This window comes from Thalassotalea profundi (assembly GCF_014653195.1).
Classification (GTDB): Bacteria; Pseudomonadota; Gammaproteobacteria; order Enterobacterales; family Alteromonadaceae; genus Thalassotalea_B; species Thalassotalea_B profundi.
Genome location: NZ_BNAH01000003.1, coordinates 237,282 through 252,134 on the forward strand (window position 1 = coordinate 237,282; position 14,853 = coordinate 252,134).

The window sequence follows — 14,853 nt, forward strand, 5'->3', positions numbered from 1 at the left end:
AATTTAAAATCGTAAGAATTAATTTAGCTTATCATTAGGTAGCTTAATAGCAACTGCCGTACGAAGTTTCCCTGAGCCAAACATCGACATTTTATCGAAATTATCGCGTGAAATAGGTAAATACTGACAGTCTATAGGTAATTGGTATTTAGCATCTAAATCAGGATCATTAACATAGAAACAAAGATCATCGAATCCCGTTATTGTTACCCAATGTGGCACTTTTTTACCATCTAATCGATATGTGCTAATTAACATAATAATCGTGTAACCCTCACTCAAAAATTTAGTGAGTTGCGACTGATTAATATCGCAATATTCTATATCCACACCTAACGTTTCAGCTTGTTCAACAAATTGCTGGTGAACACTTTCCATTATTTGCTTTTTATGGCTAGACCTTACGCCATCAATAAATAATGGCGTTTGCTGATTAATAAAAGTCTTAGTATTAAAACCGCGTTTTTTAGCCGCATTAGCTAAACCTATTGGATGACAACCACCATGACCCGATGTCATAAAAATAGTGGTAGACTCACGCCATAAATCAAGTTCTAAACCTTGCTCCATCAATATCGTGTTATCTAAGCTATTCATCGCCATCATTAAAGAGGCGGGTCCACAAGTAAATTCTGTTGTTTGTTGGTACCAGTTTGTCGCATGTTGAAAATCAGATGGTTGCTTTCGTAACAACTGTTTTTGCATACGAAAAGCGTCACTATGATCTTCGTAATAATCACTATATTCGCCAAAAACACGATAATTTAAACGCTTATATAAACTCAATGCGCTGTAATTGCTCTTTGAAACTTCTAGCCGTAAATAATAGCGATTACGTTGTAATGTTTCAGTTTCAAGTTCAGTAAGTAATTCACTAGCAATATTTTTCCCTCGCCATTTAGGATTAACCGCCAGCGAATATAAACGAGCTAAACGAGTGCCTTTATGACACCAAACTAAACCATACCCAACAAGTTCACTTGCATTTTCGTCGTTTCCAATGGTTTCTGCTAACACCAAAATTCCATGGCTTGCTTTAATCCAATGACGAAAACTCCGCTTACTTAATTTATCATATTCAAAACACGTGTTTTCTAATGACACGAGTGCATTTAAATCGTTATCGGTGGCAAAACGATAGAAAAACTGACCTTTAGTTTTGTGCATTTTTAACGACCACGATCTTCTAATCGACGATGAAACTCAGCCATTATTTGCATATACAATTCATCTTTTAAGTAAGCGTCTTCAACTTTATAATCAATACTTGGGTTATCGTTAACTTCAAGCACATACGCTTTATTATCTACATCTTTTATATCTACACCGTAAAGCCCCATACCAACAACGCTGCTAGCACGTAACGCGGCATCAAGTACATATTTTGGCACTTCAAATGTAGGTAAAGTTTCAAAACCACCTGAAAAAAAGCGTTTCGCATTATGGTTATAAATCTGCCAATGATCACGTGCCATTAAATATTTACATGCATAAATAGCTCTGCCATTTAATACACCAATACGCCAATCAAATTCGGTATATAAATATTCTTGCACTAATACCAGCGCACTCATTTTAAAGAGTTCATTAAGCTTATTTGATAATTCCTCACGATCTTTAGCTTTAAAAACACCGTTAGAAAATGATCCCTCTGGCATTTTTAATACCACAGGATAATTAAACATACTTTCTAATAAACTTATCGTCTCAGAACTTTGATCACTAACCACTTGCGTTTTTAAGCTACGTACTTTTTTGTAATTAAAGGCATCGTGCAAATACACTTTATTACAACAACGCAAAATAGAGGCTGAGTCATCAATAACCACCAAGCCTAAATCTTCAGCCTTGCGTGCTAATCGATACGTATGATGGTCAATTGCAGTTGTTTCACGAATAAATAACGCATCGTAATGCGCAATATCATCTAACTGATCAATACTTACGACTTCCGCATTAATACCGTACTTATAAGCAGCTTTAACAAAGCGAGCGATAGCCTCCTTATTACTTGGTGGCACTTTATCTTCATGATCAACTAATATAGCCATATCCCAACGAAAGTTTTTTCGTTTGTTATTAATACGCCAAACTGTTTGTTTAAATTCGTCAAGGTGTTGGAGAAATGTCAGCTGTTGACTTTCATTAAGATCCGAAAAAGAAATACGAGTAATAGCTATATTTGGCTTGCCATCAGCAAGTTGAACATTCAAATTAAGCAAAGGCGCCGGATATAAAGCAAAAATTTTAGCTGTTAACTTATCAAGTTCGCTATTATCGGTTTTACCAAATAATATGTGCTTATTAACGACAGTATCTAAGCCTCTCAACAAATGAGAAAAAACTGCGCTACTATCGCTATCATGAGTGATATTACGTAATCCATTAATGGTTTTTAAACTCGGTAGCACAAAATGATTCCGCGCTTCAGCAAGTAATGAACAATAATAACCTTTACTTAAATATTGCTCTGTATCACACAAATTTATAATGCGTGTTTTAGGTTCATTTAATTTAGGATATTCACGTAAATATTTTTCAAAACTGATAACATCAGGTCGGCCTTCACCCAGGTCTACATGCTCATTATCTACAACAATAAGTGTTTTATACACAATCGGTAACCCTCAAAGAAATTAAGTCATACTATTTAAAATGTTATGCTGTAAAAGGATGTTTTTTCTGTAGATATAGGACGGATTTTGAGTTCGTGATAATCAACGGCGCGGCATAACGCGCTAAATTTAGCACTTTTATTAGAATATGCAAATATTATTTCAAGAGTTTGAAAATTAAATATTTACCCTTAAAAATCAATGACTAACGAAGGTAAAAATGCACATGATTATTTATTGTCAAACTTACTTATTCAGCTTTTAAATAGTCTAAAGTATCAACCATTTCAAATTTAGGGCTTCGCTTTATAAACTCTCTTAAAAAAGCCGTATGTGCCGATCCCATGAGAATAAATACCCGATCGTTTTTATTCATTTTAATCCGGTTAAGGTTAGAATAAATTTTCATGTTTCTGTGATAAAAAAGTGCTGCATTGTCTGCCCCCTCAAATTTATCATCCATACCAACATATAACAGTTTATCGGCATTGGCATTGATTGATGCATCAAGATTTATTGGATGATTAATGAACCTCAATTTATCAAGTAAAGAAAGCGACTCATACTTTTTATCGAGTTCGGCAAGTTCTGGATAATTTTTAAAGGGATTATTAGTAATTTCTAAGTAGGTTTCAGGATCTATCGAATTGGTAAGTTCAGGACTATTTTCAATGAAATCACCTACGCTGTAGTTATATCCCATGTGATTATCTATGCCATAAATTTTGTCAATTTTGTTAAGCCTAGCAACATCAAACGCGATCATACTAGTTTCACCACTTGAGATTATTAACTCAGATGGTTGCTTTAAAAATTGTTGGTATAGTAAGTTAAGTTTTTCATTTTCTTCAGGGAGAGATTCGACACAAATAATAGTTGGACGAAATTTTGCGATCATTTTAGAGATCGCTCTTACGTCTTTATGTAAGTTTTTATCTTCTTCGTCAAATTCAGTGCTATGCGCATCAGATGTGGGGCCAAAATGAAAAGTACCGAAATTAAGCACTTTAATTTTCGAATGCTTTACCTGCATCTTAGTTGCCTGTAAGGCATTGTTTTCTCGGCTTTCCACATTAAAGCTTAATAACACTAGAAAACTTATCATTATCACTGTGTATCGCATTGCCTAATTTCCTTTTAATTAGCAGTATTCCAATTATTATTTTTCAAAAACATTCTTAGCATCAAAATATTTATCTAGGTAAGCTTTATTAGAGCCTTGGTTTCTTAAATACTTTTCATCCCAGCCTTTACTTTTTGCAATAGCAGCCACTCTACCTTGACCATTAAACAGTACGTCGGGCACATTAATAGCGATAGGATCTTCATAGGCGTCTTTAGGCGAAATTACTTTCCACCCTTGCATACGTATATGCTCAATCAAATCACCAACAAACAAAGCGGCTATGTCATTTTCATGTAGCAATAAAATATGTTTTGGTGACCGTCCTATAGATTTTTGAGCAAGTTCATCATAAAAAAGAATAGATCCCCATAGAATATCAATATAGGCAGATTTTAGTGCTTCATAATTGATTTTATTGCCATCAGCTAAAGCCTTTTGCAGTAAAGCATCCATATACCAATCGAAATTATCAACCGTTACATAGCCATTGTTATAATTTAATTCCTGCAAATGTTGGCGAATACGATCTCTCGTCTTTTTATCTTTTCCTTCATCAAGATAAGGGTAACGATAAAAAGGCACTAAATTATCAAAATGGCTTAATTGCTTATGTGCTTCAGTTATGCCTTGAAGATAAGTTTCAATCCCTTTTTGATGAGGAAATAAGTGTTGGTGACTGTGATTCCCAAGATAAAATCCCGCCTCAGCATAAGCCTCTACGCGTTTTTGGGTTTTATTTGTGATGTTGTTCGTTGTTATAAAAAAGAAAACATCTGGTACATTTAACTTTTTTAATGCGGTTATTAATTTTTGGGTTCTTTGCTCACCAGAATACAAATTTGAATCGGGTAACGGAGCGTCATCAAATGTAATCGCTATTTCTTTCGAGTTAACGGCAATTGACGTAAACAATAATAAAAATAAGCAAAACACCTTATTCATTTAAACGACCCCTTCTAAAAATTTTTCCTGAAACTAAATATGAGTTTAAATATGCTTAACTCGTTAATTCTGTAATGTGCCATAGTTCACCTGACGGCCCCCACAAATAAATAACTTTGCCCCAAGGCTCTTTTTTAATAGGTTCATATCTAAACTCAAAACCGTTTAAATTAGAAATCGTGTTATAAGCTTCATCTATATCCGTTACAACCAACTGAAACATTAGGTTTTTCGCAAATTCTTCATTATAAAAATTTTGAAGAAAGAAAGTACATTCACCATTTTCAAATAAAGATAAATCATCGCTAACATAATCCATTTTAAAGCCTAACGCTTGATAAAACGATTGAGACGTTTCGTATGACTTACTCGGAATAAACACTCGAATATCATCAACTTTCAAATAAAGACTCCTTTGTTAAATACAAAAGTTATTTCTAACTGTTCAATAAAATAAAAATAGAACACAGTGTGAAAACAATACCAAAATTAAAACAAAATTTTGCATACCATAAAGGCACTTTTATTTGCTCTAGCTTATCCGTGTCTATTTTTGAAACTATCCATATTCCATAACACCAACCGAGTATATTATGAGTAAGATACAAAACAGGGATCAATAATTGCAACGGCTGAAAATCGAGTGTAAATAATGCAAAAGCAGACGTGATTGCCCAGAAAAAACCAATAAAAGAAAGTACTACCACTCTCCCACTAGTATTAACCACACCATTATTTTTCGTCGTAATGTAACCACCATAAGTGTCGACTAAGCCAATAACAACACTCAACGCTATATATATTTCTAACATTACTTTTATACTTTCTCTATCTGTTTAAATGAATTTAATAACACTATATATTTCTAGCTTTGGGCAACTTCCCATTAAATGATTCAATGCATAGAATCACTGTTATAGTGTGTTGATAAGGAGTTTATCTCCCAATTTCCTTGTCATAAAATAACTGTTCGGATCTAACTTATAATCTGAAAATGGTTCACAATAGGTAAAACCGAACTTTTCATAAAGCTTTCTAGCAGGCAGGAAGAAATCTTGAGTGCCTGTTTCTAAGCTCACCTTTTGATACCCTCTCTCTATTGCCGCATTTAAAGCATGTGAAAGAAGCGCTGTACCCACGCCAGATTTACGAGAAGCATTAGCTGTTCTCATTGATTTTATTTCGATATGTTGAGGTGTTAATTGTTTAATAGCAATACAACCTTGTAGCTTGTTATCATTCCAGCCACTAAAAAACGTGATTTCAGGTGATTTAAGTGCATCCACATTTAAAGCATGAACACTTTCAGGCGGCGAAGTCGCGTACATATCAGCCAAATGCTCTTTCAGTAGCGCTATAACTTCACCACCTGATAAGTCGTCTATTTTTATTTCCAAACGCTAAGCCCCAACTAATTCCGCAGTCTGAATGCTGGTTTTGCTAATAACTCACTTTCCGCTTTAGATCTCTTTCTTGACCAGTACCAGCAATAAAGCCAACTCGCAGGAAAGAAAAGAAAACTTAAGAGAAAAGTATAAAATCCTACAAGTGGTAAGTTATCAGATTTCCCCCGAGAAAATTTCAAAGTAAAATACAGCATAACTAAGAAATTAATGAGTATGACTTGGCTTGCAGACGTTGCGTTTATGTTCATTTGTGCATCCTTACACGCTACCGTGTGATGAGTTATAAAGCCCATATTAACAGGCAAAAAATAGTTGGCTAAAATTAGCAAGGAACGAGCAAAAGCCAACTGTTTTTTGTCCGTTCTTAAGCGTATTGTTATGTTTTTTGTGCGCCATTACTTAACGATACAGCTACTAACAAGGTAGGAATTGCTGCATACATTATAGGTGCTACAGCAAAGCTTAAAAATACGAAAATTGATGCTAAGAATAAAACTATTGGCAGAGTAAAGTAAAATAAGTTTTGCTTAGTGAATAAAGTAAATGCTTTGCGAACTATTAAAACAATAATTAAAGATAAAATTGACGCAAATAATACGATTAATATATTGGGATAGTAGGAAACCACGAATTCCTTATATGGTCGAAGAAACTCTGGGACAGGCATAGCTACAACAACACCAGATAACCATACAAAGATATAAGCAAAAGAACTACCTAGTAGAAATGAAATAATATTTTTGAGCACCTTGGTCATAATTGACTCCTTCCTTGTGAAAACATAGACATAATGACTCCCCATGAGGCTAGCCTCCATATCGTGGGTTAACTTAAAAAATCAGAGCCNATCTTTTTGTTATACAAATGAATATGTCAGGATATTCTTTAAACTCTATTTTAAATTTGAATATCAAATTACCTTTTGCTTTAGAAAAAAAACATCATGAATGGGAATAAGTAAGTTTGGCGTAAAAAGCTTAAAAAAAGGATTAATTGATAAGTGCATGAATTGATCATTAAAGCCAATATTTAAGATTACATTGCTGTAATTGTTGCTTTTAAAGTTTGCAGTAATATTTTTGATTATTACACCTTTAAATTCTTCCTTGTTTTTATATTTCTCACTAAGTTTTGACCAACCACTACTTTTAGCAAATGAATAAAATATGAATAAACAAAATGGAATAAAAATAGAGAAGAAAATTAACTCAAAACTCATAGCTCACTCCTTGAGGTATAACGCCTGCCTAAGCGGCAATTAATAATGGGCTAAAATATTAAGCGCAGCGACAATAGCCCATGTTAATTGTCCGAGCGAGCTTGCGAGCCTTGAGGCACTTGTTATATGCCAATTACTCTATAGCTAATTTATGCAATTTAAAAGAGTAATAACCTGCGTGTAAACCTGACCCAATAACTACAACTGCGCCAATTAATACAAAACTATCAACAGAGGCTTTGTTTAAGAATATAAATAGAGTTACGCCACCAAATATTACTGTAAGTAATGAAGCAATCCGAGATTTCCATTTTAAAATAGGAATACCAAGCACAACTAAAGCAATAATATATGGAATCAAAGAGGTATCGAAAAACGCGAACCCTAAATAAAAAGCCGCAACAACATATAAATTAGCCGCGCTACTCTTAATTTTATCCACATATTTTTCAGATTCTTGCACCACAACTTCCTTGGCATATAACGCCATTTTAAGCGGCTTGTAATAGTTTGCTAAAATGTGGAACGAAGTGGAACCGAGCAAACTGTTACGAGTCCGACTTTAAAACCTTGTTATATTTTGTTTATACTAAACTTAAATGTCTGCCCTAAGCTAACAGCTTTAAAATTTGATGGATTAGACATTAAAATTTTAGCCGTAAAATCAGCAGCCATACCAAATGGATTTTTACTTATTGGACGCTGAAAGGCTACACCACTATTTAACTGACTTTTTAAATAATTGAATGCTAACTCATTGCATTTAGTTACCCAGAGTACACTTTTACCAGCTTCTTCATTTTTTGGACTACATGCCAGATTAATTAAATTTGATTTATGTTCAGCGGCAAACTCAACTAAATTAGTATTAGTTGGCTCGATATTATCAATTTTCACTTGTGATTCGGTTGAGGCACAACCAGCTAGGAAAACACTTAAAATAAATATCCGATATTTCATATTAACTCCATTTAAAAACATAATGCCTCGTTAAGAGGCAAATAATATGTTGGCTAAAATAAGCTACGCAGGAGCAAAAGCCAACTGTTATTTATCCTGCTTTAACGACTAGTTAGCATTACTTTGTAGATAAAACCTGAAAAAGCTCTTTTCGTTGTTCCGAGGAAAACGTGTAATAGCTGAACTCAATATTTTGATCGTTAGCACCTTTAAGTATAATTAAACGTGGCAACCTATTTATAATTACAAACCCTGCAAAGTCAGACCAGTTAATAGTTTGCTTAGAGCCATATTTTATGAAACTTATACCATTTTCATTTGCTTCAAGACCATACTCAATTATTTTGCTTTGACCTGAATTGAAAACTACTAACCACAGAGTTATTGCAACAAGCGGAACAATAAATGATATAACGTAAAGTTCAATACCTAGATTATTTGAATGTTTGTCAAAAAATAATGGGAGTATTATTAAAGGTAAAAGAGCCCAAAAATAATTAATGGAGCCTAAGTAAAATCGATTGAAAATATTTTGATATCGACTTTGAATGAGAACCATAATTGCAAAACCTCCTTGTTATGCTAACGCCTCAATCAGAGGAAAATAATATGTTGGCTAAAATTAGCGACGCAGGAGCAAAAGCCAACTGTTATTTGTCCTTTTAAGTGACTTGTTATATTTTTTAAACTACAATGTACGACAATACCGTACATAATATTGGAGCTTACTATGGACAGCATAAGTGTAAATCAGTTTAGAGACAACTTAAAAACATACGTTGAACAGACAGTTAGCAAGCATGAACCTATTAAAGTAACTAGGCGTGCTGGCGATGCTTTTATTGTAATGAGTGCTGATGACTGGGAAAGAGAACAAGAAACATTACACGTATTACAAAGTAATAGCTTGATGCAACAAATAGCTGAATCAATGAATACACATAAGAGTAATAAAGGCCACAAACCATCACAAGAGCAATTAGATGAGATCATTAATCTTTGAAGGTAAAACGTGGCTCACTTATGAGCAGTTAAGAGAAAAAGATAAAAAATTACATAAAGCGCTATGTAAAATATTAAAAGAAATGCTTCGCTCAGATCCAAGTAGTGGATTAGGAAAACCCGAGCCACTAAAACATAACCTGTCTGGTTTATGGTCGAAGCGAATTTCTCAAAAAGACAGACTCATTTACAAGTTCGATGAAGAGTATGTTTATATATTCGCTATTGGTGGACATTACGCCGACCATTAGAAAAATATAACGCTTTGCTAAGGGGCAAATTATGGTTGGTTATAATGCGCGAAGCGCCAACCAACTGTAATTTGTCCGTTTGAGCAACTTGTTATATACAAGTTGCACGAAACTCTGGTTTATCTTTTTTAATATCTTCATAAAGGTAACCTTCGAGTGCTTTATGAATATTGGATGTGGTTTCACTTTTAACGGGCTGAAGTTGATCCATAATAACAAGTCTTGTTTGAATAGAGTTACACAATAAATCTCTAGCTCTACTTAATTCATTTTTATCTATTAACGAAATAGCTGCTTGCATTTCTTTAGCTCCAGCCCATACTTGACCAATAACAGGAGAAGCTGAATTTATAATTCCACCCAAGAAACCGGCAGTAAGACCAGATAAAAAAATAAAAATAATAAATAATGAGAAAATAATTTTAGATTTCACACAAAACTCCTTCCTTGTGAAAACATAGACATAATGACTCCCCATGAGGCTAGCCTCCATATCGTGGGTTAACTTAAAAAATCAGAGCCATAATTAGTTTGTTAATGAACTAAAGCGGAGGCTAGCATGAATAACTGTAGCATAATTTTTATCGGATTAGATACACATAAAATATTTACCCAACTCGCTGTTTTAAAAGACGAACGTGGCGCTAAACCTGAATCGTTTGGAAAAATAAATACCAACAAGGCTGCCTTCATTAAGCTAGCCAGACAACTACAATCCAAATACCCTAAAGCAACACTGCATTTTATTTATGAAGCCGGCCCATGCAGTTATTGGATCTATCGACTGCTCACAAGTTTAGGTCATTGTTGCTATATCGTTGCGCCTTCACTTATCCCTAAAAAATCAGGTGATAGAGTAAAAACTGATAAACGTGATGCAGCAAAACTAGCGTTACTATTTAAAGCTGAAACGCTAACAACCATCTATGTCCCAGAGCCTGAAGATGAAGCCATTCGTGATTTATCGCGCGCTCGTGAAACCGCAATGAAAGACTTAAAAGATGCTAAGTTTCAGCTCAAGGGGGTGTTTTTAAGGAATAACATTAAATGCGCAGTAAAGGATAATTGGTCGAATAAACATTTACGTTGGCTCACTGAATTGGTGTTACCTCATCCAAGCCAACAAATTGTTTTACAGGAAATGATACAAACCATTACTGAGCGAATGAAACGAGTCACTCGCTTGGTGAACGAACTTGAACACCAAGTGAAACAATGGCGCTATTATCCTGTCGTTAAAGCAGTGCAAGCCATGCGTGGCGTTAAAGCAGTGCAAGCCATGCGTGGCGTTAGAATGCTAGTTGCGGTGGGTACAATTGCCGAATTAGGAGATCTACGACGTTTTGATCATCCCAGAAAACTAATGGCCTACCTAGGATTAGTGCCGAGTGAAAGTTCAAGTGGAGATACACGCCGGTTAGGGAAAATCACTAAATGTGGCAATGGACGTGCGAGACGATTACTTATCGAAGGTGCTCAAACCTACAAACATAAAGCCAATATCTCTACTGAACTACAGAAAAGGCAAGAAGGACTGAGTAAAGTAATCGTTGATATTGCCTGGCAAGCACAATTAAGGCTATGCCGACGTTATCAACGTCTCATGCAAAAAGGTAAACATCGCAATGTCGTGGTTACTGCGATAGCGAGAGAAATAATCGCCTATATTTGGGCAATATCACGAGAGGTTGTCATAACCCCTATCGATCCACGTACACGGATTTCAAGGTTACCCGCATGAGTATAGGTATTGAGTTAGCGCATTGGATCAAGCATCGGGTGTGGCACAACAACCGAGGGCGTTAGGATGGCAATAGCGCTACGCGCTATTGAACCACGAGCATAGACTGAAAACAGGTGTCACGACGGAACAAGTAAGGTAAGCGCTGTTAGCCAACAGGTTAATAATCCACGAATATCAGCATGATAACCGACGAATTTACTTGCTTCATCTATGCGTTAACTCATTTTATTTTATCAATAATGAATTATGGCTCTGTTTTTTGAGCAGGGATCAGTGTTTTTAAGTTGACGTGGGGAGTCATACCAACGCCCTAATAATGGGCAAAAAATTGTTTACTAAAATGTTGAGGAACGAAAACAGCCAACTGTTTTTTGTCCTGCTTTAACGACTTGTATGGATAATAACACCCACATCCATGTTCTTTTTTAAAACCAGTTTAGGTGAAGTGAGGCCCAAGCTTTGGCTGCAACCAAAGCCTTTTTATACGACAGTTCGATTGAACGATGGCTCCTCTGTTGAGAGACCGANAAACTGTTTTTTGTCCTTATTTATTAGCTTGTTAGTTGTACTTTACAGCTTACTTTTCAAATGTGTTTTATAAAGGTATTTCACTCGATCCTCATCCATTTTGCTTCCCCTACATGATTTTATTTTACAACGTTGAAAATCTTGAGAAAGTTGGTGAATAGGATTAGGAAAGCCAGATGTTTTATATAAGTTATAAATACTAGCAGCGGCATCAATAAACTCATTTGAATATGTTGTAGCCCAACTTCCTGAGCCGTGAGTTACTTTAAGGTACTCACCTTGGTGTTTTTCACATATAGCAAGCATTTCATGTAACTTATACTTTTTCCGTTTAGATAACTTCATACCGAACCCTTGGTACAACTAACAGCTTAATAGGCGGTTACGATCAGCCTTTTCACAGACGTACAGTATCAACCTTGATTATTTTTTTGTAGCTAAGATTACTTGATTAAATATTAAATTACAAAATCTTATGTAATAGGCGTTTATTTTACATTTGCGTGAAAGAAGGCAATTTGCCGCCTTTGTTGTGGAAAGGCGGATTTAAGTAAACTTGTAAATACTTACAGTTGTTTATAAAGAGATCTGTAATATATTTTTAATTGGGTCGCTTGAATGTGCATTAATGAAATAAATTCATTTGGGCATCGGTAATTTCGTTAAAGCTAGTACCAATAAAAGGTAATATAGCATCAGCAACTGAAGCAAGTTGCCGCTCTACGTATAATTGATAATCTAAAGGTGCATTAACATAGCCTTTAGCTTGTGGCCCTGAAGTGGTTAAGTAGTATTCTATCCAGCCTTTATTTTGAAATTTTAGCGGTTTATTACTTTCCCTATTCTGCTGATCGGCTAACCGAGCGGCTTTAATGTGGGGAGGTACATTTTTTACGTAATGGTCTAGCTTTCTACGAATTCGCTTTCGGTATAACAGTTTATCGTCAAATTCGCCGGAATATGTTTTAGCAACAGTCTCTTTAACGTAGTCAACAACACATTCTTGGTTAAATACTTTTAAGTAAAGGGTACGTTGAAACTCTTTTGCTAATTCTGTCCAGTCAGTACGTACACTTTCTAAACCTTTGAAAATGAGTTGTTGTTGCCCTGCTTTTTCTACAAGCCCTGCATAACGCTTTTTACTGCCAATATCTAACCCACGTATCGTTGGCATAAAAAACTGACTAAAGTAGGTTTCAAATTCTATTTCTAATTCGCTTTCTATTGAAAAGCGCTTAGCTAAATTTTCTTTTAATTTATTATTTATTAACTCAGCTAATTCTATGCCTAGAGTTTGGCTTTGTTCAGAATTTTTATCTTCACCTACATGAATAAAAATTGAATCTGTGTCGCCATAAATAACGCGGTAACCTTCTTTTTCTATCCAGTGTTGCGTAGTTTTTAAAATTTCATGACTACGTTTAGTAATTGAACCTGATAATCGCGGATCAAAAAAACGACACCCTGTTGAGCCTAAAACCCCATAAAACGAGTTCATTATTATTTTAATCGCTTGTGACAGTGCGCTGTTTTTTTCTTTTTTTGCTTTATCTCGTTCAGCCCAAAGGCTTTTAATAATATTGGGGAGAAAGTGTTTATCACGAGAAAAATAAGCACCGTCAAACCCTTCTATACTATTGTCTGGTGATTTAAGCCCTTCGATCATGCCCATAGGATCTATTTTAAAGGTACGAATAATACTGGGATATAGGCTTTTAAAATCAAGCACTAATACATTGCGGTATAAGCCGGGTACAGAATCCATCACATAACCACCAGGAGACACTAAACCTTGTAAACCATCGCCCATATTCGGCGCTACATAACCACTACGGTGCAATTTAGGTAAATAGAGGTTAGTAAATGCAGCGACTGAACCGCCAATTCGATCAAGTGATAGCCCTGTAAGTTGCGCTCTTAATATGGCAAATTCTAACAGTTGAGTTTTCGCAAAAATTAAATTAACTAAGCGACAATCTTCAAGATTGTATGTGGCAAGTGCAAGTTTATTATGATGAAAGTTATGTGTAATTTCAGCTACGCGGTTATCAACATCTTCTACTTTTTTACCGATACCCAGTAGCGCATTAGCAACATAATCTAAAGAAAAACTTGGAAAGCTATAAGTGGCGCTTCTTAACATGTCTATACCGTCTATTACCACACGCCCTGCTATATCAATAAACTTTTGCTCACCATTGGCATGTTTACGCCATCTTGGTTCAGACTTGTCTCGCCCTAAGGTAAAAGGAATATTATGTAAATCATAGCGTTTTTGTAATAATGCAAAATCGAAATTAATAACGTTCCAACCAATAAAAATATCGGGATCGTGTTCTATTATCCATTGGTTAAGTGCCGTTAATAGTGCTTTTTCATCATTTAACCAAACTAAATCAAAATCAATTTCTGCTGTAAGCGCTTGTGGCTGGCCTATTATTAATACAGTTCGTGTGGTTTCACTATAAAGCCCGATAGAATAAAGTTCACCTGTCATAGAACATTCAATATCAAGTGACACTGTATGTAATAATGATGTTGATAATAAAGCAGGGTCGTCACAACGCTTACACTTAACCTCTTGATAACAAGCGTAATGGTTAAGCGCATTAGTCCTTATATTGCTTGGCTTGCCCACAAAAGAAACTTGCCCTGTAATAAAGCGTTCCATTAAAAAACGTTCGTCAGGCCTAAAATCATCTTCGTAACACTTTATATTATGCTGTTTGAATAAATCTTTGATGATATAAAAATCGCGTAATTTGTTAAAATACACGCCAGTAACATGCTGCTGAGTAAATGTTTTTAACGCGAGAGGTTTAAGTAGTGTTTTATCAGATTGAACACTTTTAAGCAGTTTTTGAGCGACTTCGTTATCTTTTTGTTCGATAAAAAACACTGGAGTTTCATTGCTAATTTCTAATTTTACTGGACCTGTTGTCGTTTTTAACCATAAATGTACTAAGGTACCTTGACGGGTATCTATGACTTGTCGAGTAAGTAAAATACCTTCGCCAGTAATTAAAGCGCTATTATCCGCAGAAACTTGCATTAATGATT

At 35.1% G+C, this 14,853-nt stretch carries 18 protein-coding genes; 3 read left to right on the forward strand and 15 right to left on the reverse strand.

What is annotated here, in order from left to right:
• Positions 1-18: 18 nt before the first annotated feature.
• From IE155_RS05075 to IE155_RS05130, 12 genes are all read right to left on the reverse strand, one after another.
• Positions 19-1,167: a GNAT family N-acetyltransferase/peptidase C39 family protein gene (locus IE155_RS05075; RefSeq protein WP_189377016.1), complete on the reverse strand. Its 1,149-nt coding sequence runs from the start codon at positions 1,165-1,167 to the stop codon at positions 19-21.
• A 2-nt stretch (positions 1,168-1,169) separates the two neighbouring features.
• On the reverse strand, positions 1,170-2,615 hold the full coding sequence (locus tag IE155_RS05080) for a RimK family ATP-grasp domain-containing protein (RefSeq protein WP_189377017.1): 1,446 nt from the start codon (positions 2,613-2,615) through the stop codon (positions 1,170-1,172).
• 250 nt (positions 2,616-2,865) lie between these two features.
• Positions 2,866-3,738 carry a DUF5694 domain-containing protein gene (locus IE155_RS05085; RefSeq protein WP_229817044.1) on the reverse strand — a complete coding sequence of 291 codons (873 nt, stop codon included), beginning with the start codon at positions 3,736-3,738 and terminating at the stop codon, positions 2,866-2,868.
• Positions 3,739-3,774: 36 nt separating this feature from the next.
• Positions 3,775-4,683 carry a polysaccharide deacetylase family protein gene (locus IE155_RS05090; RefSeq protein ID WP_189377018.1) on the reverse strand — a complete coding sequence of 303 codons (909 nt, stop codon included), beginning with the start codon at positions 4,681-4,683 and terminating at the stop codon, positions 3,775-3,777.
• Between the two features lie 55 nt (positions 4,684-4,738).
• Positions 4,739-5,086, reverse strand: coding sequence for a VOC family protein (locus IE155_RS05095; RefSeq protein ID WP_189377019.1), 348 nt, complete (start codon positions 5,084-5,086; stop codon positions 4,739-4,741).
• Between the two features lie 34 nt (positions 5,087-5,120).
• Positions 5,121-5,495: a hypothetical protein gene (locus tag IE155_RS05100; protein WP_189377020.1), complete on the reverse strand. Its 375-nt coding sequence runs from the start codon at positions 5,493-5,495 to the stop codon at positions 5,121-5,123.
• 102 nt (positions 5,496-5,597) lie between these two features.
• Entirely contained in the window at positions 5,598-6,080 is a 483-nt protein-coding gene (locus IE155_RS05105; RefSeq protein WP_189377021.1) for a GNAT family N-acetyltransferase, read from the reverse strand.
• A gap of 385 nt (positions 6,081-6,465) precedes the next feature.
• Positions 6,466-6,846, reverse strand: a complete 381-nt coding sequence (locus IE155_RS05110) for a hypothetical protein (protein WP_189377022.1) — start codon at positions 6,844-6,846, stop codon at positions 6,466-6,468.
• 153 nt (positions 6,847-6,999) lie between these two features.
• On the reverse strand, positions 7,000-7,308 hold the full coding sequence (locus tag IE155_RS05115) for a hypothetical protein (protein ID WP_189377023.1): 309 nt from the start codon (positions 7,306-7,308) through the stop codon (positions 7,000-7,002).
• A gap of 133 nt (positions 7,309-7,441) precedes the next feature.
• Positions 7,442-7,798 carry a hypothetical protein gene (locus tag IE155_RS05120; RefSeq protein WP_189377024.1) on the reverse strand — a complete coding sequence of 119 codons (357 nt, stop codon included), beginning with the start codon at positions 7,796-7,798 and terminating at the stop codon, positions 7,442-7,444.
• An 83-nt stretch (positions 7,799-7,881) separates the two neighbouring features.
• Entirely contained in the window at positions 7,882-8,289 is a 408-nt protein-coding gene (locus IE155_RS05125) for a hypothetical protein (protein ID WP_189377025.1), read from the reverse strand.
• 97 nt (positions 8,290-8,386) lie between these two features.
• On the reverse strand, positions 8,387-8,827 hold the full coding sequence (locus tag IE155_RS05130) for a hypothetical protein (RefSeq protein WP_189377026.1): 441 nt from the start codon (positions 8,825-8,827) through the stop codon (positions 8,387-8,389).
• 171 nt (positions 8,828-8,998) lie between these two features.
• Between IE155_RS05130 and IE155_RS05135 the strand changes: the two genes are divergently transcribed.
• On the forward strand, positions 8,999-9,271 hold the full coding sequence (locus tag IE155_RS05135) for a type II toxin-antitoxin system Phd/YefM family antitoxin (RefSeq protein WP_189377027.1): 273 nt from the start codon (positions 8,999-9,001) through the stop codon (positions 9,269-9,271).
• A complete protein-coding gene (locus tag IE155_RS05140) occupies positions 9,252-9,521 on the forward strand; it encodes a Txe/YoeB family addiction module toxin (protein ID WP_189377028.1) in 270 nt (89 codons plus the stop codon). The genes IE155_RS05135 and IE155_RS05140 overlap by 20 nt, the downstream gene beginning before the upstream one ends.
• A gap of 91 nt (positions 9,522-9,612) precedes the next feature.
• On the opposite strand, the gene IE155_RS05145 is transcribed toward IE155_RS05140, so the two are convergent.
• The gene (locus tag IE155_RS05145) at positions 9,613-9,954 is read right to left on the reverse strand and encodes a hypothetical protein (RefSeq protein ID WP_189377029.1); all 342 of its coding nucleotides are present in this window, start codon (positions 9,952-9,954) and stop codon (positions 9,613-9,615) included.
• A 126-nt stretch (positions 9,955-10,080) separates the two neighbouring features.
• On the opposite strand from IE155_RS05145, the gene IE155_RS05150 reads away from it, so the two are divergent.
• Entirely contained in the window at positions 10,081-11,262 is a 1,182-nt protein-coding gene (locus IE155_RS05150) for an IS110 family RNA-guided transposase (RefSeq protein WP_189377030.1), read from the forward strand.
• 573 nt (positions 11,263-11,835) lie between these two features.
• On the opposite strand, the gene IE155_RS05155 is transcribed toward IE155_RS05150, so the two are convergent.
• On the reverse strand, positions 11,836-12,138 hold the full coding sequence (locus tag IE155_RS05155; protein WP_189377031.1) for a hypothetical protein: 303 nt from the start codon (positions 12,136-12,138) through the stop codon (positions 11,836-11,838).
• A gap of 280 nt (positions 12,139-12,418) precedes the next feature.
• Positions 12,419-14,845 carry a DNA polymerase II gene (locus IE155_RS05160; RefSeq protein ID WP_189377032.1) on the reverse strand — a complete coding sequence of 809 codons (2,427 nt, stop codon included), beginning with the start codon at positions 14,843-14,845 and terminating at the stop codon, positions 12,419-12,421.
• Positions 14,846-14,853 lie beyond the last annotated feature (8 nt).